The sequence below is a fragment of the Phenylobacterium sp. genome, assembly GCF_036501465.1.
GTDB lineage: Bacteria > Pseudomonadota > Alphaproteobacteria > Caulobacterales > Caulobacteraceae > Phenylobacterium.
On record NZ_DASYAF010000073.1, the window covers coordinates 11512 to 31845 of the forward strand.

General features: G+C 71.4%; 13 protein-coding genes. 7 read left to right on the forward strand and 6 right to left on the reverse strand.

The window, feature by feature from the left end; all coding sequences use genetic code 11:
- Positions 1-5: 5 nt before the first annotated feature.
- Complete coding sequence (locus VGL85_RS07820; RefSeq protein ID WP_331587760.1) at positions 6-1100, forward strand: hypothetical protein; 1095 nt, start codon at positions 6-8, stop codon at positions 1098-1100.
- Here VGL85_RS07820 and pbpC read toward each other — a convergent pair.
- The 4 genes from pbpC to VGL85_RS07840 all read right to left on the reverse strand — a co-directional run bounded on the left by pbpC (position 1097) and on the right by VGL85_RS07840 (position 9928).
- The gene (gene pbpC, locus VGL85_RS07825; RefSeq protein WP_331587762.1) at positions 1097-3130 is read right to left on the reverse strand and encodes a penicillin-binding protein 1C; all 2034 of its coding nucleotides are present in this window, start codon (positions 3128-3130) and stop codon (positions 1097-1099) included. The genes VGL85_RS07820 and pbpC overlap by 4 nt on opposite strands.
- Positions 3127-7992 (reverse strand): alpha-2-macroglobulin, encoded by a 4866-nt coding sequence (locus VGL85_RS07830; protein WP_331587764.1) that lies wholly within the window; start codon positions 7990-7992, stop codon positions 3127-3129. Before VGL85_RS07830 ends, pbpC begins: the two co-directional genes overlap by 4 nt.
- 298 nt (positions 7993-8290) lie before the next feature.
- A complete protein-coding gene (locus tag VGL85_RS07835) occupies positions 8291-8722 on the reverse strand; it encodes a hypothetical protein (protein ID WP_331587766.1) in 432 nt (143 codons plus the stop codon).
- A 369-nt stretch (positions 8723-9091) separates the two neighbouring features.
- A complete protein-coding gene (locus VGL85_RS07840; protein WP_331587768.1) occupies positions 9092-9928 on the reverse strand; it encodes a hypothetical protein in 837 nt (278 codons plus the stop codon).
- 140 nt (positions 9929-10068) lie between these two features.
- Between VGL85_RS07840 and VGL85_RS07845 the strand changes: the two genes are divergently transcribed.
- The 4 genes from VGL85_RS07845 (at position 10069) to VGL85_RS07860 (ending at position 14098) form a co-directional block, all read left to right on the forward strand.
- Positions 10069-11199 (forward strand): phosphatidylinositol-specific phospholipase C1-like protein, encoded by a 1131-nt coding sequence (locus tag VGL85_RS07845; protein ID WP_331587770.1) that lies wholly within the window; start codon positions 10069-10071, stop codon positions 11197-11199.
- Between the two features lie 57 nt (positions 11200-11256).
- Entirely contained in the window at positions 11257-12192 is a 936-nt protein-coding gene (locus VGL85_RS07850; protein ID WP_331587772.1) for an alginate O-acetyltransferase AlgX-related protein, read from the forward strand.
- 70 nt (positions 12193-12262) lie between these two features.
- Complete coding sequence (locus tag VGL85_RS07855; RefSeq protein ID WP_331587774.1) at positions 12263-13654, forward strand: sulfatase-like hydrolase/transferase; 1392 nt, start codon at positions 12263-12265, stop codon at positions 13652-13654.
- An 81-nt stretch (positions 13655-13735) separates the two neighbouring features.
- On the forward strand, positions 13736-14098 hold the full coding sequence (locus tag VGL85_RS07860; RefSeq protein WP_331587776.1) for an STAS/SEC14 domain-containing protein: 363 nt from the start codon (positions 13736-13738) through the stop codon (positions 14096-14098).
- A gap of 16 nt (positions 14099-14114) precedes the next feature.
- Here the strand turns inward: VGL85_RS07860 and VGL85_RS07865 are convergent, their stop codons facing one another.
- Positions 14115-15629 carry a tetratricopeptide repeat protein gene (locus tag VGL85_RS07865; protein WP_331587778.1) on the reverse strand — a complete coding sequence of 505 codons (1515 nt, stop codon included), beginning with the start codon at positions 15627-15629 and terminating at the stop codon, positions 14115-14117.
- 201 nt (positions 15630-15830) lie between these two features.
- Here VGL85_RS07865 and VGL85_RS07870 point away from each other — a divergent pair, with 201 nt between their 5' ends.
- A complete protein-coding gene (locus tag VGL85_RS07870) occupies positions 15831-17303 on the forward strand; it encodes a pyridoxal phosphate-dependent decarboxylase family protein (RefSeq protein WP_331587780.1) in 1473 nt (490 codons plus the stop codon).
- Here VGL85_RS07870 and VGL85_RS07875 read toward each other — a convergent pair.
- Entirely contained in the window at positions 17274-18494 is a 1221-nt protein-coding gene (locus VGL85_RS07875; protein WP_331587782.1) for a hypothetical protein, read from the reverse strand. The genes VGL85_RS07870 and VGL85_RS07875 overlap by 30 nt on opposite strands.
- A 142-nt stretch (positions 18495-18636) precedes the next feature.
- Here VGL85_RS07875 and VGL85_RS07880 point away from each other — a divergent pair, with 142 nt between their 5' ends.
- Complete coding sequence (locus VGL85_RS07880; protein WP_331587784.1) at positions 18637-20301, forward strand: glycosyltransferase family 4 protein; 1665 nt, start codon at positions 18637-18639, stop codon at positions 20299-20301.
- The last annotated feature ends 33 nt before the right edge of the window (positions 20302-20334 follow it).

A 20334-nucleotide genomic window follows, 5' to 3' on the forward strand; every position in this document is an offset into this window, starting at 1 on the left:
GCGCCATGACCATCACCGCCTTCAGGCCGTCCCCGGCCGCCGCGATCCTGGCGCTCGCCGCCGGGCTGGCGCTCGCGCCGATCGCCTCGCGTGCCGAGCCGGCCGCCGCCTACAAGGCGCCGCGCACCGCCTTCGGCCAACCGGACATCGGCGGCTACTGGTCCAACGCGACCCTGACCCCGACGGTGCGCGAGTCGAAATTCGGCGACCGGGCCGTCTACACGCCGGAAGAGGTCAAGGCGCTGGAGAACGAGGAGCAGCGGGAGATCGCGGTGGGCAACAAGCGCACCGATCCCAACGCGCCGATCAACGCGCCGAACGGGCTGGAGAGCAAGCCGTCCTTCCTGGCGGCCGGCGGCGACGTCGGCGGCTACAACCGCGGCTGGCTGGATCCGGGCCAGCGGGTGATGCGGGTGGGCGGCCAGCCGCGCACCTCGCTGTTCACCACCAAGGACGGCCGGCCGCCGGCGCGCAAGTCCGGCTCGGCGGCGGCGATCGCCGGCTATGCCACCGAGGCCGGCGAGGGCGCGCGCGGCCCGCTGGGCTCGTTCGACAATCCGGAGAACCGGCCGCTTTCCGAGCGCTGCATCATGTTCGGCGGCAATGTCGGCCCGCCCATGCTGCCCAACGGATTCTACAACAACGACTACAACATCGTGCAGACCAAGGACGCCGTGGCGATCCAGGTGGAGATGGTCCACGACGTGCGCGTCGTGCGCCTTAACGCCCAGCACCGCACCGACAATGTGCGGCCCTGGTTCGGCGATTCCGTCGGCCGCTGGGAGGGCGACACCCTGGTGGTCGAGACCAACCACATCCCGCAGAAGCAGGCCTTCCAGGGCGCCTGGAGGGACCTGACGATCACCGAGCGCTTCACGCGCACGGCCAAGGACCGGCTGCGCTATTCGTTCACGGTGAGCGCGCCCTCCACCTGGGACCAGCCCTGGGGCGGCGAGTACGAGTTCTCGCCCCTGCAAGGAGTGATCTACGAATACGCCTGCAATGAGGGCAACTACGCCCTGCCGGGCATCCTGGCCGGGGCGCGCAACGCCGAGCGCGCCGCGGCGTCGGGCAAGGCCGCCAGCGGGGCGAACAACTAGCGCACCTTCACCCGGGCGGTGGCCTGGCGGCCGCGGCCGTCGATGGCGGTGATGCGATAGAAGCCGGGAAAGTCCGGCCGCCAGACGACCTGGCCGTTGGCCTCGGCCAGCGGGACGCCGTCCACATACCAGCGCAGGCCCTCGCCGCGGGCGGCGAGCTCCAGGCCGCGCGACTTCGCCCCGTAGCCATCGACCATCACCGAGGCGCCATCCGGCGGGAACAGCAGCTGCGGGCCACCCCTGCCGTTGTCGAACTGGCTGAGCGCCGGCGGCGCGCTCTGGGGGGCGAGCGCCTGGGCCTGGGGCGCGCTGGCCTCCAGGATGTCGAACACCTGGAACAGTAGCGGCAGCGCCGCCTCGCGCCCCGTCATGCCGGGGCGAACGCCGCCGTCCGGGCGGCCGGTCCAGACCACCACCGTCCAGCCGTCGCCGACCCCGGCCGCCACCGCGTCGCGGAAGCCGTAGGAGGTGCCGGTCTTGAAGGCCAGCTTGGGCGCGCCGAGGCTAAGCGCGGGCGGCGCGCGGCCGGGCGGCGGCGGGCTCTCGCGCAGGATCGACAGCACCTGGTCGGCGGCGTCGGCGGAGACCAGCCGATGGCCCTGGTGGCGGGCGTGCGGCAGGCCGGCCTCGGTCCAGACCAGCGGCTTAGCAAGGCCACCGTCGCCCAGGGCGGCGTAGAGCATGGCGATGTCGCGCAGGGTGACGCCTTCGCCGCCCAGGGCCAGCGCCAGGCCGGGGTCGACGAGGCCCGCGTGCGGGCGCACCAGCCGCGCGCCCGTGGCCTCGATGCGGCTTTCGAAGGCGTCGGGCCCCACCTTGGCCAGCATGGCCACCGCCGGGACGTTCAGCGAGTACTGCAGCGCCTGGCCGGCAGTGACGTCGCCGTGGAAGGTGCGGTCGAAGTTCTCCGGCTCGTAGCCTGCGAAGGCCAGCGGCGCGTCGGCCAGGCGGGTCTGCGGCGCGGCCAGCCCCTGCTCGAAGGCGAAGGCGTAGATGAACGGCTTCAGCGAGGAGCCGGGCGAGCGCAGGGCGCGGGTGGCGTCGACCCAGCCGCCCGGCCGGTCCCGCCCGGCGGAGGAGACCAGGGCGCGCACCGCCCGCGTCCGGGTTTCGAGCACCACCACGCCCACCGACGACTCATCGCCCTGGCCCGCGCCGGTCTGCGCCGCCAGGGATTCGATGCGGGTCTGCAGCCGCGCGTCGAGGGTGGAGACGATGGTGGGCTGCGACGGCGGGGCCGCCCGGGCGATCTCCCCGGCCGCGGCCCAGGCGCGTTCGGGGAAGACGGTGCGCCGCGGGATCGGCTCGGCGGCCGCCTCGCGCGCCGCCTGCGGGCTGATCAGGCCGCGGGCGACCAGCCGGCGCAGCACATGGGCGCGGGCCTTGCGCGCGGCCAGCGGATGCAGGTCCGGGCGGCGCAGCTCCGGGGCCTGGGGGATGGCGATCAGCAGCGCCTGCTCGGCGTTGGTGAGGCTTGAGGGCTCGTGGCCGAAGTAGGCGAGGGAGGCGGCGCGCACGCCCTCCAGGCTGCCGCCATAGGGGGCCAGCGTCAGATAGGCCGCCAGCACGCCCTTCTTGCCCAGCCGCGCCTCCAGCCCCACGGCGCGGGCCGCTTCCAGGGTCTTGGCGCCCAGGGTGCGGCGGCGCGGCTCCAGCCGCCGCGCGAGCTGCATGGTCAGCGTCGAGCCGCCGGAACGGACCCGGCCAGCGCTGACGTCGGAGGCCACCGCGCGGACCAGGGCCGCCGGGTCGACGCCCGGGTGGAACCAGAAGTGGCGGTCCTCCAGCGCGATCAGCCGCTGGATGAACACCGGGTCGGTGCGCTCGAGGTCGGCGCGCAGCCGCCAGCGGCCGTCCTCCACCGGCAGGGCGCGCAGCCAGACGCCGCGATGGTCCAGCACCACGGGCGAGGAGCGCGCGAGCTTGCCCAGCGGCAGCGTCGCCGCGCTCAAGGCCACGCCCGCCGCCAGGACCGCCGCGACGGCCCCGGCCCCGAGCAACAGCCGGCGCCGAAGCGGGGTCAGTGTCATGGCGTGGCGGGCGCGATCTTCAGCCGGCCGGCCGCGGTGTGGGCGTTGACCGCGGGCCGGTACATGTTGGCGGCCGCCGCGCCGGGGGCGAAGAAGTCGCCCGGCGTCACCGCGCGGACCACATAGGCCAGGACGAAGGGCTTCGCGCCGTCCAGCCTGAGCGCGGCCACATAGCGGTCGTCGCGCTTTTCCTGCAGCGAGGGCTCGTTCAGCTTGCCAAGGAAGGCGAAGCGGCCTGCGGCGACCTTGCCGTCGTCGTTGGGCGCCCCTTGCGCGTCGGACGGCCTCAGCACCGCCTCGATCTCCAGGCCGGCGGGCAGGGCGTCGTCGATCACCGTCAGCATCGAGCGCTGGTCGCCCGACTGGCCGGAGAGCCGCACGATCATCCGCTCGCCCTGCTTCAACGCCGCCAGGTTGGCCGGGGCGCCGTCCAGGGTCAGGAACCGCTTCTCGAGCCGCAGGCCCTGCGCGTCGGCGGCCGGCGGCGCGGTCGGCAGGCCCGAGACCGTCACCGTGCGCCACAGCGCGCCGCGCCCGGTGTTGACCAGCCGCGCGGCGGCCAGCCGGCCCACGCCGTAGCGGGCGCCGCCGGCCATCGGCGTCACCCCGCTCGCCTGGATCGAAATCGGGCCCGAGGCGGCCAGCATGGCGTGGGCGGCGCGCAGCAGGTGGCCCTGTTCCTGGGTGTTGAGCTGGTCGGGCGCCTTGACGGTGTCCTCCAGCCGGCCCTGCAGGCTCCGCGCGATCCCGGTCTCACCCGCCTCGTAGGCCAGCGCGATCACGCCGCCCAGGTCGCGTAGCGGGCTCTGGTACCAGTCGGCCGGGTCCTTGAAGCCTAGGGCCGCGACCGCCTGGACGAAGCTGTCGTGCGCGCGGGGCCGGTCGCCCATGGCCGCCAGCGCCGCGCCGACCTGGGCGCGGGCCAGCGGCGAGGCCTCGGTCCTGAAGCCCACGTCGTGGAACCAGCGCAGCCGGGCGAGGTCGCCCTGGCCGGCCTTGGCCATGTCGTAGAGGGCATAGGCGGCGGCGCGGCTGCGGCGGCGCGCGTTCTCCTCGCGCAGGCGCTTGTTGTCGGCGTTCGGGCCGCCGTAGGACGCCTGCATCTCATAGCCCACCGAGGAGAAGCCGTCGGGCTTGGAGACCAGCTTCATGGCCTGCAGCGCCCGGGCCAGCGCGTCCTCGGGCACGTTTGCGCCGTGGGCCTTCGCCTCCAGCAGGAAGTCGACGATGTAGGCGCCGAGCCACGGATCGGCCTCGCCGTCGCCCACCCGCCACAGGCCGAAGGAGCCGTCCAGCGCTTCGCGGTCCAGGAGCTTGGCCACCGCGTAGTTCAGCGCGGCGTTGGGCGCCTTCAGCTTCGGCGCCGCGCCCGCGTCGGCCACGTAGAGCAGCGGATAGGCGGTCGATACCAGCTGCTCGCTGCAGCCGTAGGGATAGGTCGAAAGCGCCGCGGCGATGGGCGCCGGGTCGAAGCCGCGGAACGGCGAATAGGAGACCGTCATGCTGACCCCGCCGGCCGCGAAGCCGCTGAGCAGGGCGGGCTGCGGCGTGAAGGCCTCGCCGGGCTTCTGCAGCACGCTGGTCGCGCGGGTGACCTTGCCCCAGCCCAGCCGGGTCTGCAGCGGGTAGCGCCTGTCGGCGGCGAAGCCGGGACCGGTCGCCTTCAGCTCCACCGAGCCGATCATCGGCGAGCGCGGTGCGGCGATGTCCAGGTGCTGGGCGATCCGCTGGCCCAGCGCCAGCGTGTAGCTCCGCCCGGGCGGCGCTGAGAACCCGCCGGTCCCGAAGATGTCGGCGCGATAGGCGCCGGGCTTGCCGGCCACATTGTCGAGCTCCAGCGTCGCCTGGGCCCGGTCGCCAGGGGCCAGGAAGCGGGGCAGGCTGAGCTCCGCCACCACCGGCTGGCGCACGGTCATCTCGGTCGCGCCGGCGCCCACCGCCTTGTCGGTCCAGGCCACCGCCACCAGCCGCAGCTGGCCGTTGAAGTCGCCGGGCGGCAGGCGGATCGTCGCGTGGCCTTGGGCGTCGGTCTCCACCACGCCCGACCACAGCGCCACGGTCTTGATCGGCACCACCGACAGCGCCGCGCCGCCGAACTCGTCGCCGCCGAAGTTGACCGCGCCGGCCGCGCCCAGGTTGGGGTCGAGCAGGCGGCCGTAGTCGTCGCGGTAGGCCAGGCTGAAGGCGCGCTTGCCGAAGTACCAGCCGATCGGGTCCGGATTCTTCTGGTGGGTCAGGCGCAAGACGCCCTCGTCCACCGCCGCCAGGGTGACGTGCGCCCGCTCGCCCGACAGGCCCTTGACCGTCAGCGGCACGGTGACCGGCGTCTTGGAGTCCAGGATCTGCGGCGTGGCGAAGGCCACCGACAACTTGCGGCCCGGCGGCTCGAGCGGGATGTAGACCAGGCCCAGCGCGCGACGCGGCTTGGGGCTGGAAACCGGATCGCGCGGCTGCACCACAGTCACCAGCACATAGGCGCCGGCGCCCCAGCCGGCGTCGGTCTTCAGCCGGATCACCGAGCCGTCCTTCGACACGCTCGCCGACTTCGACGCGATCAGCCGGTCGGTGGCCACCGCCACCTCGGCCTCGCCGGGGAACGGCGCCTGCACGCGGATCTCGACCGTGTCGCCGGTCTGGTAGCCTGTCCGCACCGCCGAGACGCGGGCCGCGTCGGGCGGCTCGACCCCGTCGGCAGGCTCCGACCAGCCGGAGCTCTGGCGGATCACCGTGCGCGCGCCGCCGGCGTCCAGCTCCAGGCGATAGTCACCCCAGGGCAGGCGCCGGGAGACCCGCGCCGCGCCGCTCGCGCCGACCGACGCCAGGCCCTCGGCGACGGGGATGTCGCGGCTGGTGCGCCGCCAGGCCCAGCGGCCGCCCTGCTCGTACCAGTCGTAGTTCCAGCGCTCGGAGATCAGCTTGTAGTGGACGTTGGACGCGACCCGCCGGCCGAAGGCGTCCACGGCGATGATCTCGAAGGTCTGCACCGGCTCGTCGCCGCTGCCGGCCGTGGTGGTCTTCACCCCGATATAGAGCGGGGCCAGGCGCACCTTCAGGCTGGTTTCTTCGCTGACCGGCCGGCCGCCGGGCTCGAACACCGAGGCGGTGAACAGCGCCATCAGCGGCTGGGTCGAGCCGCCCAGGTCCTCCGAATGGAAGTTCTGCACCGCATGGCCGGCGCCGTCGGTGACCGAGGGCGGGCCCTGCAGCAGCTTCTCCGCGAACGGCTTCTGCTGGTCGCCGAAGCGGTAGTCCTTGAACGCCGGGAACGGGTTTGGGTCGGCGATCACCCGGGCCTCGGAGCGCACCGGGAGGCTCGCGGCCACGGCGCCATAGAGGAAGCGGGCGGCCACCTGCACGGGCCGCGTCTCGCCGTTCACCACCGGCCGTTCCGGTTCGGCGGCCAGGGTCACCGCCAGGCGCTGGGGCACGAAGTCCTCCACCTGGAAGCTCACCTCGCCCGACGGGGTCTCGGCGCCGTCCATCTCCAGGCTGGCCTTCCAGACGCCGCGCGGGGCGACGCCGGGCAGCACGGCGTCGGCGTTCACCGACCCGGTAGGGCTGGCGGCGAAGCGATAGCGGGCGAACTCCAGGCCCGACGGGCGGCGGATCACCAGGGCGCCGCGGCGGTCCTTCACCGAGCGCGCGAGGCGGTCGCGCAGCAGGGCCACCAGATGCACCGTCTCGCCCGGCCGATAGATGCCGCGGTCGGCGTAGAGGAAGCCGTCCACGGCGGCCGACGGATCGAGCGCGGCCTTGCCGGTCTGCGGCCGGGCGCCGGGGATGGCGCGGCCGGACACGTCCTGCTTGGACAGGTCGATCGGCGCGCGCTCCAGGTCCATGACCGTGAAGTCGCCGCGCGGGCCATAGGCCATCACCCGCGCCGGCGCCGCCCCGGCCTCGCCGGCCAGGAGGGCGCGGGCGAAGTGGGCGCGGCCGGAGACGTCGCTCGCCACCGAGGCCAGCTCGCCGCCGTCCTTGCCAACCAGGGCCACGCGCACGCCGCCCATGGCCTTGGCGCTCTTCAGCGAGCGGACGGTGACGTCCAGGGCGTCGGAGCCGTCGTAGGCCTGCAGCGCCATGTCGGTGAAGATCACCCAGCGCCGGGCGCGGGCGGGGTTGCGGTCCTCGGCCATGCCGGGCCGCTGCGGCGCGCCGCGCAGGCCTGAGGCGTCGGCCGCCTTGACCATGTAGGCGCCGGGCTCGAGCGTCTTCAGCACCGCGCCCAGCGGGAAGACGGTGACCGCCCGCTGGTCGGGCGTCCCGCGCACGTCCATGTCGCCGGACCAGATCCTGCGCCCGTCGCTGCCGACGCCGTCCTGGCCTTCCTCATAGTCGTACTGGCCCTCGGGCGTCGGGTCGGGCGCGCTGATCTCCTTGCGCACCAGGTTGCGGTCGGGGACCCGCCACACTTCGAGGTGCAGCCGCGAGACATTCACCGTCTCCAGGCCCAGGCCGTCGGCGTCCTCGCGCGGCAGGATCACGCCGGAGCCGGCGAAGCCCACATAGACCGGCTTGGAACCCGGCTGGAACGCCACCTGCTCGTCGGCCTCGAGCGTCGAGCCGTCGGCGGCGGGCAGGCCGTGCAGCAGGGTGACGGTGCTGCTGGTGAAGCCGATGCCCACGACGCAGAGCTCGTCGCCTGCCACGGTGACCGCCGGCGGACGGCCCAGGTCCGGGCTCACCGCCACGAAGTCGCCGTAGGAGCGGCGCGGGTCCAGTGGCCGCGACATGCGGATGCAGTCGGCGCCACCCGGCTTGGCCGCGTCCATCCGGCTGGTCCAGACCGCGAAGCCGTCGGGCTTGCGCGGCGCGGCGCGGGGCGCGTTGGCCGCGCGCGGCTTGCCGAACAGGGGCCAGAACATGCCATTTGCTGTGGCTGTTGCACTGGGTCCGGAGGTGAATTTGGGACCGGCCAATCGGGCGGTGAGGAAGCCGCCTCCGAAGCCCACCACCAACAACGCCAAGGCCGCCAGAACCGTCTGGCGAGCGGCCCAAGTCGGCATCTCGATCCCCTGAATTTGCACCAGCATTCGCGCCGGTTGCGGAGGCCGTCAATCGGTTGCAGAGCTTGTTATCTGAAGGTTCTTGAGGTGTGGCGCCGTTGCCATGTTCGTTGTTTGTTCTCTACAAGGCAAGCTGTCTTCGCGAGGAGAGTGGAGACTATCGAGGAGGGGCGCCTGCGAACGAAAATTCCGCGATCTTTCCCTCGGCTCCCTCGACCAGCAATAGCGTCAGGCGCCGCCAGATCGAGCCCAGGCAGGTGATCGTCGGAAGCCAGTCGTCCGTTGGAATGTGGATTTGGGCGCCGAGGCCGAGGTCCTGGTCCGATCGGTCGGAGACGCTACCGATGTAGTTGAGCCGCCCTTTCTTGAAGCGCCCTTGGTCCAAGGGTGTGACGAAAACCCGTATCGCTCGGCCCGCATGCGACGGCGGCGCTATGATCCGCCCGTCGAAGTTGAACATCTCAACGTGGAACAGCCCGCCCTGGAACAACATCGACTCGGGAGGGCCTGGCCGAGCAGGCATCAAGTGAAGGCCGCCATCGCAGCCCTCGAACTCGACGACAAGTTCCCGAGGCAGTTCAATCGCCATCGGCCCAGGCCTGCAGGTTCGGGTGGATCGCAGCGGAGAAGCTATACTGATCGACCAGGGCGCCTTCGGGGCGGCCTAGGACGATGGTTGATTGCCTCTAGGGCCGCGACGTGGGATTCTGGGCTTCTCCAAGCTTCAGCTCCGCCGTCACGGCCCGGTTGATGGGAAGGCCCGCCAGCATCGCGCTTGGCGGGTCTTTGCGTATCTGGGCCTACCTAGGTCATGGCGCTTGCGGCTGGCGCATCTGCCGGTCTCCCGCTGGCGTCGGCGGGATTGCCGAACGTCAACGGAGCCAATCATCCGAAGCGCTAGAATTGACCGCCACTGAGACGTTCAACATTGCGCACAATTTCCCGACCAATTTCCCGGCTATTGCCGGGAAAATGTAGGATTTCCGGCCTTTAGCTTTCCCCGTATGGCCCGCATCACGTCGTAAAGCTGGTTCTTCCCGACCCGGAAATTGTGGAAGCGCTTCTCGGCCGCCACTTTCACTTGCCGGTGAACCTCGGCGGGAAATTGGGCGGCGCGCTTCTCATACCAAGCTGTCAGCCGATCATCAGGCACGAAGGGCTTGGGAGTCGTCTTCCGCTCCCCAGTTCGATTCGGAATATGGTCTGCGATCAGCGCTGGGGGCGCTGCGTCAGCCGCCAGCCTTGAGACTATCTCGCGTCCTTCTAGAGTGCCCTGAAGCAAATCGCCGATGGAGTCCCCCCGCTTGGTCGCTGGCGCAGAGCGACCCTCAAGCGGGACTATTGGCGGCGGCGCTTTTGAGACCTGCCGAGAACTCGCCTGAAGGGCGCCTTCGGGAAATACCGCGAATGACCGTTCGGGCAACCGGAACACCGAGCGAATGTCCCGTTCGTAGAACTCGACGCCGAATGCCCGGATAACTTGGGTTCCAAGTGCCACTTCGCGCTGAAGGATGAAAGTTCCCACTGTCCAGTCCTCCCGAACGCGAAGGGACGCTTCCGAGTTGAAGATGCGCCAGAACAGCTCATCGAGCCTATCCGGCCCTTCGACAATCGGGGGCTCGTCATCGTGAAGCGTTTCGACCTCTAGACGTGCGCGACGCGTGGAGATGCGCGCTCCAGCCGCCTCGACAATGATTGCCTGCTCAGCAAGGCCCCGGTTTCCGTACTGGGGATGGACAAGATCGGCAGCCTCCGGAGCCGATATCCATTCCTGTTCGTCTTCATCCCCTGCCATCAGCCGGAGGCTGGGGCGCTTACTGCGTCAAGTCAATTGGCGCCCTGCCAAGCTCGCAATCCGCGTCGACGGCCTGTCACATCTCGGGGCTAGGAACGGGCCTTCCCCAGGCGTAAGCCTGGGCAAAACGGGGAGGCGAGATGTTCCGGATCCATCACCTGCTGGCGGCGACGGCCGCCGTCGCTGTCACCGCCGGCGCGGCCCTGGCCGCAGGCCCTGACGACAGCCTGCGCCTCAACCAGATCCAGGTGATCGGCACGCACAACAGCTACCACGCCGGGCTGACGCCGGGCGTCGCCAAGATGCTCAAGGTGGCCAATCCCAAGGCCTTCGACGGGCTGGACTACCAGCACGCGCCGCTGACCCAGCAGTTCGACCACGGCATCCGCCAGATCGAGCTCGACGTCTTCGTGGACAGCCAGGGCGGCCGCTTCGCCCATCCCTGGGGCGCGACCCTGAACGCCGGCGGGGCGGCGGCCTACGACCCGCAGCACGTCTTCGCCAAGCCGGGCTTCAAGGTCATGCACGTGCAGGACCTGGACTACATCTCCACCTGCCAGCCGTTCACCGGCTGCCTGAAGGAAATCCGCGCCTGGTCCAAGGCGCATCCCGACCACGTGCCGCTGTTCATCCTGGTGGAGACCAAGACCGACAAGCCGATCCCGGCGATCCCCGGCATGGTCTCGCCCGAGCCCTTCACGCCGCAGGCGATGGACGCGCTCGACGCTGAGATCCGCTCGGTGTTCCAGCCCGGCGAGGTGATCACCCCCGACCAGGTGCGGGGCAAGTACGCGACGCTTCCCGAGGCCGTGTCACACGGCGGCTGGCCGACGCTGAAGGCGGCGCGCGGCAAGGTCGTCTTCCTGCTGGACCAGCGCAACGTCACCGCCCCCTACCTCGAGGGCCACCCGGCGCTGAAGGGGCGGATGATCTTCACCAACGCTAAGCCCGGCGACCCCGACGCGGGCTTCGTGGAGCATAACGACGCCGACCCGGCCGCCATCGCCGCCCTGGTCAAGCAGGGCTACATCGTGCGCACCCGCTCCGACGCCGACACCAAGGAAGGCCGCACCGGCGACACCTCGGTGCGCGACCGGGCGCTGGCGAGCGGCGCCCAGATGGTGAGCACGGACTATCCCTGGTACGAGCCAGCCCGCTGGACCGGCTACACCGCCGCCCTGCCCGGCAAGGCCTCGGTGCGCTGCAATCCGGTGAACGCGCCGAAATCCTGCTCGGACGCGGGCCTGAAGGACACGCCGGTCAAGCCTTAGGAGCCGCCGCTCGGCGAGCCCGGTTCCATCGCCGACAATCCACGCTATGGCTTGGCCATGCCCGAGCCGATGCGCCTCGACGAGATTCGCCGCCTAGACGCCGAGCTGGAGGCGCAGACCGGCCCCGGCCATCCGGCCAGCGGCCTTGCGCCCGGCGTCGCCTCGCGCGGCAATGTGGCGGTGGCCGGCCACGACGGCTTCCTGTTCATCAGCAACGGCGCCAACCGCTGGGAGCGGCAGTTCCTGGGCGAGCTGAGGATCGAGCCCGAATGGGCCCCCAACTGGCGCGCGCTGTTCGAGGAGCGCCAGGCGCAGGCGGCGGCGCGCGGGGTGATGCTCTGGAACCTGATCGTCCCGGAAAAGCAGGTGATCTATCCGGACAAGCGCTGGGGCCCCGGCGGGCCGACCGGCGAGCGCCGGCCGATGATGGCGCTGGCGGCGCACCTCGGCCCCGAGGCCCGGCTGGTCTATCCGGTCGCCGAGCTGAAGGCGGTCCGGGGCCTCGCGCCCGCCTACTTCCGGCACAATTCGCACTGGACCTCGTCCGGCTGCTGCGTGGCCGCCGCGACCTTGCTTCAGCGCATGGGCGTGGCCCTTGATATCGCCAGCCTGACCTTTCCGGTCGAGCGGATGACCGGGCGGCAGGACCTCAGCGTCCACTTCTTCGAGCCGCCGCCGCACGAGACCTACGCCCGCGTCGTCCCGGCGGGCGAGGTGGTCGACGCCAATCGCAGCTTCGAGACCACCGGGCGCAACACCGGCGAGACCTATACGGTGGTGAACCCGCGGGCCCAGGACCCGCGCGCCGTGCTGCTGTTCGGCGACAGTTACGCCTTCGACACCGGCCTGGCGGCGGCGCTCTCGGTGGTGTTCGCCAAGGTGGTTTTCGTCTGGTCGAAGCCGGTGCTCTGGGACCTGGTCGAGGAGAAGGCCTGCGACATCGTCATCTGGGAATGCGCCGAACGCTTCCTGGCCGGCGTGCCGGAGACCTGAGGCGCCGGCTTGCCTTCCGGGCGGGCAAGGCGGTCTAGTCGGCGCAAGGAAAAGGAACGGGAGGGCTCGCATGAACCGCAGACGCCTGCTGGCGGCCGGGGCCGCGACCGCGCTGCTGTCCGGCGTCGAGCCGCGGGCCGCGGCGGCGGCGCCTGGTGGGGCCCGTCCGCCGAACTTCATCGTCGTGCTGTGCGACGACCTCGGCTACGGCGACGTCTCGATCTACGGCCCGGGCGGGCTTTCGACGCCGAACCTGGAGCGGATGGCGCGCGAGGGGGTGGTCGCCACCGACTACTATGCGCCCGCCAACCTCTGCAGCCCGTCGCGCGCGGGGCTGCTCACCGGCCGCTACCCGGTGCGCACCGGCCTCGGCTACGAGGTCATCATGCAGCAGGACGACCGCGGCCTGCCGCTGTCGGAAGTCACCATCGCCAACGCCCTGAAGCCGGCCTACGCCACCGCCCTGTTCGGCAAGTGGCACCTGGGCCATCGGGGCGCGGCCTGGCCGCCCACCAAGCACGGCTTCGACGCCTTCTTCGGCATCCCCTACAGCCATGACATGTCGCCGCTGTCGCTGTTCGAGAGCCACGCGGGCTCCGACGAGACGACGAAGTTCCCGGTGGATTTCCCCAATCTGCAGCAGCAGTTCTACGACCACGCCGAGCGGTTCATCGAGGCGCACGCGAGCCAGCCGTTTTTCGTCGAGCTGGCGCTGTCCTCGCCGCACCTGCCGGAGCATCCGCACCCGGGTTTCGACGACAAGACCTTCGCCGGGCCCTATGGCGCGGTGGTCTCCGAGATCGATTCCATCGTCGGCCGGCTGATGGCCAAGCTGCGGGCGCTGAAGCTGGAGCGCGACACGGTGGTGATCTTCACCTCCGACAACGGCCCCTGGTTCGAGGGCTCGCCGGGGAACCTGCGCGAGCGCAAGGGCGGCGGCGGCTACGACGGCGGCTATCGCGTGCCATTCGTCGCCTGGGCGCCGGGACGGCTGCCGGCCGGCAAGCGGGTGTCCTCGATCATCAGCGGCGTGGACCTGTTGCCCACCTTCCTGGCCATGGCCGGTCGGCCGCCGCTCGCGAACGTGACCCTGGATGGGCGCGACATCACCGCGGTGCTGGAGAAAGGCGCGGCCTCGCCGCACGAGGAACTGGTGCTGTTCGACAACGAGGTCCCGGTCGCGGTGCGCACCCAGGACTGGAAGTATGTGGACGCCCTCTACTACCGCGGCCTGATGCTGCCGGTCGGCGCCCTGGGCTACGAGGAGCTCTACGACCACCGGGGCGGCCCTGGCGGCGAGCGGCCGGAGAACTACAGCGTCTCGGCCAACCATCCCGAGGTCGCCAAGGCGATGAAGGCGCGGCTGGACGCGGCCAAGAAGCAGTTCGCTCCCTTCAAGCACGCCGACATCCCGCCCGTCTTCAAGGCGCTCCGCGGCCAGCTCGCCCACATCCAGGACTAAGCGGTTCCGGAACAGGCGACGCGGGTCCGGGCGTTAGGCCTTGCGAAGGCGCGCAACCGGCGCCGCGAAGGAGCCCGACGCATGATCACCTACGCCAGCGAACCCGAGTCCCCGGTGATCGAACTGCGGGTCTCCGGCCATATCACCGAGGACGAGCTCGCGGCCAACATGGACCGGATGCGCACCGACCTGGACGGCGGCAAGACCCGGGTGATCGAGATCATCGAGGGCTTCACCGGCATTGAGCCGGCCGCCCTGTTCGCCGACATCCGCCTGGGCCTGCCGCTGGCCCGCAAGGTCGATCGGGTCGCGGTGGTCGCCGACCAGGCCTGGATCCGCGGCGTCTCGCACCTCAGCCCGCTGTTCACCGGCGCCAAGGTCAAGGTGTTCCGCGACGAGCAGCTCGCCGAGGCCCGGTCCTGGATACGCGCCGACGAGGCGTGACCGCGGCTACCGCGGCTCAGAGGTCCAGCGGGACGAACTTGCCCCTGTTGGCCATCTCGATCTCCGCCTCGCGCTCGCGGCGCGCCGCGTCGTCGCTGCGCAGCGCCTGGACGCGGTCGGCCGGCGTCGCATCGTCGATCAGCGGGGCGTGCGCCATATGGAAGACCGTGCGGTACATCTCCAGATTGATCTTCTCGACCAGGGCCGCGCCCTTGGCGGCGGGCGTGCGCTGCATCTCGATCAGCCAGGGGTGGCCCTCGGCGTCCACCAGCACGTCGAGGCCGAACAGCTTGGGCGGGAAGGCCCGCGCCGGCCGCCCGGCCGCCTGGCGCACGAACAGGCCCTCGGCGGCCAGCATCCGCACATGCCACTCGACCAGGGCCTTGATCTCCGCGAACACGCGCTCGCCGTCGATCCCCTCGGCGGTCATCCGGCGCAGCAGAGCCGACAGGCTGCGGATCGAGCCCACGTCGTCCTGGCTGGCGTCAGTGCTGACGTTGAGCCCCGGATGGCCCAGATGCAGCGCGGTGTTGGTCACATGCATGGACGGCCCGGCGGCCTTGGCCGGGTCGGAATCGTAGGGCTCCGGCGCGATCCGCACGATGCCCTCGGAATAGACATAGGCCCGAAGCGGGCTCGCCGAGGTCACCAGGCAATAGATGCGGCAATGGCCCTTGTGGCCTTCGATCAGGAAGGGCCGGTCGATGTAGCGCTGGACGACCACGTCTTCGGCGTCCAGCTCGCCCTTGATGTCGGCGGTCACCCGGATGCCCTGGCCGCCTGAGCCGCGGATCGGCTTGACGATGTAGAGCGCCGGCGCGTCCTTGCGCTTGGCGAAGGCCTCCAGCGCCGCCCGGTCCTTCGGCAGGACGAAGGTCTCCGGGAAGCGGCCGCCCGGGTCCTTGGCCGCGCGCGCCGTCAGCACCGCCGCCAGCTGCGCCTTGTCCGCATAGGGCGACCACTCGTGGAAGTCGTCGGAGTTGTTGCGCGCGATCAGCCCGGAGGAGATGGCCACCGGCTCGCGGCGGAAGCGCTCGATCAGCTGCAGCATGACCTGGTCGGCGGCGATCGGCCGGCCGGCGTCGCGCAGGGCGAAAGCCAGGCCCTGCAGGGCGATGGGGATTTCCGGGCTGGTCGGCTGGCAGACGCTGAGCAGGCGTTCGTAGGTCTTCACGGCCTCCTGGGTGCGGCTGAGGCGATGCAGCAGCAGCGCCACATGGCGCATGCTGCCGGCGTTGGCGGTCATCTTCAGCGCATGCTGGAAGCCTTCGAGCGCGCCCTCATAGTCGCCGCTGGCCAGGAGGCAGAAGGCGGCGTTGCGCAGGGCGTCGTTGTGCTTGGGGTCGAGCTTCAGCACATCGAGGAAGGCCGCGCGCGCCGGGCCGAACTCGAGCCGGCGCAGGTGCGAGATGCCCAACAGGTAGTGGGCGTCCACCGATTTCGGCATCTCTTCGGTCAGCCGGCGCAGCATCAGCTGGGCCTGGGTGGTCTCGTGCTCGATCAGCTCGTTGATGTCGTCGGTCAGCGGCAAGCCGAGGTCTCCTGGCTCCAGAAGGCCCTTATGCGGAAGGCTGCGCCGCTCGCGCAAGCAAATCGGCCTTCGTGGGCCGCGCGGTTCATCCGCCGGTTGCAGACAGGGGGTTCCGGCGCGGACCGGTGGCGGATAAGGGACCTTCGCGGCGTCTTGGGGTTCGGGGGCGAGTCGCCAAACAGGAAACCCGGACGGGAGACCATGAGCCGAACGGACAACGCCACCAACCTCGATCCGCGGACCAGCCTCGATCCGCCGACCAGCCTCGATCCGGCCGACTGGGACGAACTGCGCGCCCAGGGCCACCGCATGCTCGACGACATGTTCGACAACCTGGCGACGCTCGGCGAACGGCCGGTCTGGCAGGCGCCGAGCCCCGCGCAGCGCGCCCGCTGCCGCGCGCCCTTGCCGCGCGCGCCGGGCTCGCTGGAGGCGGCGCACGCCCAGTTCATGGCCGACGTCGCCCCGTTCGGCAGCGGCAACCGCCACTCCGGCTTCATGGGCTGGGTGCAGGGCGGCGGCACGGCGGTGGGCATGCTGGCCGAGATGCTGGCCGGCGGCCTCGACGCCAACCTGGGCGGGCGCGATCACATGCCGATCGAGGTCGAGCGGCAGATCGGCGCCTGGATGGCCGAGCTGTTCGGCTTCCCCACCGACGCCAGCGGCATCTTCCTGACCGGCACCTCCATGGCCAACTTCTGCGCCGTGCTGATCGCCCGCGACCGGGCTCTGGGGACCGAGGTGCGCCACACCGGCATCCACGGCGACGTACGCGTGGTGGCCTACGCCTCCAGGGGCGTGCACAGCTGCATCGTCCGCGCCATGGACATGAACGGCCTGGGCTGGGATCGCCTGCGGCTGGTCGAGACCGACGCCGACAACCGGATCAGCCTGCCGGCCCTGGAAGCCGCCATCGCCGCCGACCGGGCGGCGGGGCTGAAGCCGTTCCTGATCGTCGGCACCGCCGGCAGCGTGGACACCGGCGCCATCGACGACCTCTCGGGCCTGGCCGATATCGCCGCGCGCGAGGGCTGCGCCTTCCATGTGGACGGGGCGCTGGGCGCGCTGGGGGTGCTGAGCCCGAAGGTCGCGCCGCGCCTGGCCGGCATCGAGCGGGCTGACACCCTGGCGCTCGACTTCCACAAGCTGGGCCAGGTTCCCTATGACGCGGGCTTCTTGCTGGCGCGCGACGCAGCCGCCCACAAGCGCACCTTCACCTACAGCGAGGCCGCCTATCTGCGCCATGCCGAGCGCGGCCTGGCGGGCGGCGAATGGTGGCCCTGCGACTACGGTCCGGACCTGTCGCGCGGCTTCCGGGCGCTGAAGGTCTGGTTCAGCCTGAAGACCTATGGCCTGGACGCCATCGGCGCGGTGATCGGCCGGGCCTGCGACCTGGCCCAGGACCTGAAGGCGCGGGTCGAGGCCGAGGGCGAGCTGGAGCTGCTGGCGCCGGTGTCGCTGAACATCGTCTGCTTCGCCTACAAGGGCGCCGACAACGCCGCCATCGTCGCCGACCTGCATGAGGAAGGCCGCGTCGCGCCGTCGACCACCACCATCGACGGCCGCACCGCCATCCGCGCGGCCATCGTCAACCACCGAACCGGCCCGGCGGACATCGCGGCCCTGGTCGACGGGGTGCTGGCCCTAGGCCGCGCCCAGGTCGGGGGCCGCTAGGTCGGCGATCACCCGGTCGATAGTCTCGCGCCAGTCGCCAGGCTGGGCCTGACGATAGAGGCGCAGGGTCGGATACCAGGGCGAATCGGTGCGCTCGCGCAGCCAGCGCCAGTCGCACTTCAGCGCCGGCAGCAGGGTCCAGCAGGGCTTGCCCATGGCGCCCGCCAGATGGGCGACCGAGGTGTCGATGGAGATCACCAGGTCCAGGGTTTCAAGGATCGCGGCGGTGTCGGCGAAGTCGGCCGCGCCGGTGTCTTCCGGGTGCAGGCTGACCGCGCCCAGGTCGAGCAGGCGCTGGGCGTCGGCGCGCGCCAGCCCCTTGTTGGCCGCGTTGAAGCCGGTGGGGCTGGCCTGCCAGACCAGGCCCGCGCGCCGGCCGCCCAGGCTCGCCTCGGGGCGGAAGCCGGCCCAAGCGGCGCGCCGGTCGGCCGGGGCGGTGAGGTAGGGTGCGGTGGGCACGGTCTCCAGCGTCACCCCCAGCCGGTTCGGCAGCGAGAGGTAGCGGCTCCAGCAGTCGTGCGGCGCGACCGACACGCTCTGGCGCACGGCCACCGTCACCAGCTCGTCGACCCCCTCCAGGGTGGTGAACAGATGGGTGAGCGCCGGCGGGCAGCCGAGCGTCACCCGCGCGGCGCCCCGCGCCTTAAGCGCCGGGACGAAGCGCGCCATCTGGATCTTGTCGCCGAAGCCCTGCTCGACCCAGACCAGGATCGAGCGGCCCGCCAGGGGCTCGCCCAGCCATTCCGGGTAGGGCAGCCTGACCGGCGGCACCACATCGGCGTGCAGCCCGACGCGGGCCTCCATCAGCGGCCAGCCCTCGGCATAGCGCCCGACAGACAGGTAGAAGCTGCAGAGCGCCATCTTCGCCTCGGCGTCGTCGGGAGCCAGGGACAGGGCGGCCAGCAGCTCCGGCTCGGCGCGGCCGGCGTCCCCGGCCTCGGCGAAGGCGACGCCTGCGAGACGGCGGATGACCGGATTGTCCGGCGCGTGCCCGGCGGCCAAGCCCAGGTAGTGGGCCGCCTCTGCGAAGGCGCCGGTCTCGCCCAGGCAGACGCCCAGGCCCAGGGCCAGCTTCAGCGTCAGCACCCGGTCGGCCAGCTCGCGGAACACCGTCGCGGCCTCGCCGAAGCGCCCTTCCTTTTGCAAGGCCGCGCCGCGCTGGTATTGCTCCTCGTCGGTTTCGGCCTGCATGCGTTCCCGGTGCGCCCCAAAGGCGCTCGCGTCCGGACAGCAAGGTCGGACCGGCCCGTATCTAGCCCCGAACCCCCAGCACAGGGAATCCCGGTGACCGCGTCCGACGCCCTTCTCCCAGCCCCCAGCCGCGGACGCTGCCGTGGGATCTAGGCTTGCGATCCACCACCCGCGGGGCGAGCTGGAACTGAAGTCCAACGTCTTCGGCAAGGATGTCGCCAACCTGGAGCTGTTCCAGGCCATGGCGCGCCACGGCGGCTATGAGCAGATCGACATCCTGAGCTCGCTGCCGGCCAGCGAGGCGCACCTGCGCGAGGCGCTGCTGGACGATCCCGCGGCCCCGATCCGCATCACCCGCTCTACCGTGCTCTCCACCCAGGCGGCGCAGGAGGCCGGCGCGGTGCTGAAGGGCCAGCCGCACCTGCAGAACCTGGCCTGGCTGCGGCGGATCACCGGCGGCGATCGCAGCTACAGCCTGATCGGCCTGATCCACACGCTCGCGCCGCCAGCCATCCGCGAGGGGATCGCCGCCTGCCTGATCGCGCCCACCCATCCCTGGGACGCGCTGATCTGCACCTCGCCCAGCGTGAAGGACGCCACGACCGCCATGTTCGAAGCCTGGGGCGACTTCCTGGGCGAGCGGACGGGCGGCGGACGCCCGCCGATGCCGGCCCTGCCGGTGATCCCGCTGGGCGTCAACGGGCCGCGCTTCGCCGCCCTGGCCGATCGCCCGGACGCCCGCGCCAGGGTCCGCGCCCGGCTGGGCCTGGCCGAGGACGACGTGCTGGTCCTTTGGGTCGGGCGGCTGTCGTTCTTCGAGAAGGCCTATCCGCAGTCGATGTTCGCCGCGGTCCAGCGGGCGGTGAAGCTGACGGGCCAGAAGATCGCCTTCGCCATGGCCGGGTGGTTCCCCTCGCCCGACCGGGACCGCGACTTCTACGCCGAGGCGGCGCGCAACCATGCCCCCGACGTCGCCACCCATTTCCTGGACGGCAACGACAAGACCCTGGTGGGCGAGCTGTGGGCCGGGGCCGACATCTTCATCTCGCTGGTCGACAACATCCAGGAGACCTTCGGCATCACCCCGGTTGAGGCCATGGCGGCCGGCCTGCCTGTGGTGGTCAGCGACTGGGATGGCTACCGCTTCACGGTCCGCGACGGCGAGCAGGGCTTCCTGATCCCGACCCTCGGCGGCCCGCCGTCCGGCCAGGGCATGAACATGGTCATGCGGCATCTGTTCGAGATGACCACCTACCAGAGCTATGTGGGCGAGGTGGCGCAGCACACCGCCGTCCATGTGGGCCGGGCCGGCGACGCCATCGCCGAACTCGCCAGGTCGCCGGATCTGCGCAAGCGGATGGGCGCCGCCGGCCGCGAGCGGGTGCGCACGATCTTCAACTGGCCGGTGGTGGCCCGCCAGATCGCCGCCCTGGCCGACGAGCTGGGCGAGGTCCGCCGCGCCGCGCCCGATCCCGTCGTCCGCCAGAAGCAGGACCCGGTGCGCGGCGACCCCTATGTGGCCTTCTCGGGCTTCCCGACCCATGCCTGGTCGCTCGACCGCCCGCTGAAGCCGGTGCCCGGCGTCACCGCCGCGGACATCCGCGGGACCGCCACGCGGCTCGACAGCGCCTTCCAGCACCTGCGCGCGCCGCTGGAGGAGTGCGCCCAGGCCTTCGACCTGCTGGCGTCCGGCCAGGCCGCCACCCCGCGCCAAGTGCTGCACGCCTTCCCGCCGCCGCGGCGGATGGCGGTCGAACTCGGGCTGGTCTGGCTCGCCAAGATGGGCGCGCTCGACTGGCTGGACTGAGCGTCCGGCGCATCCCTTCGGTCCCCGATGCGT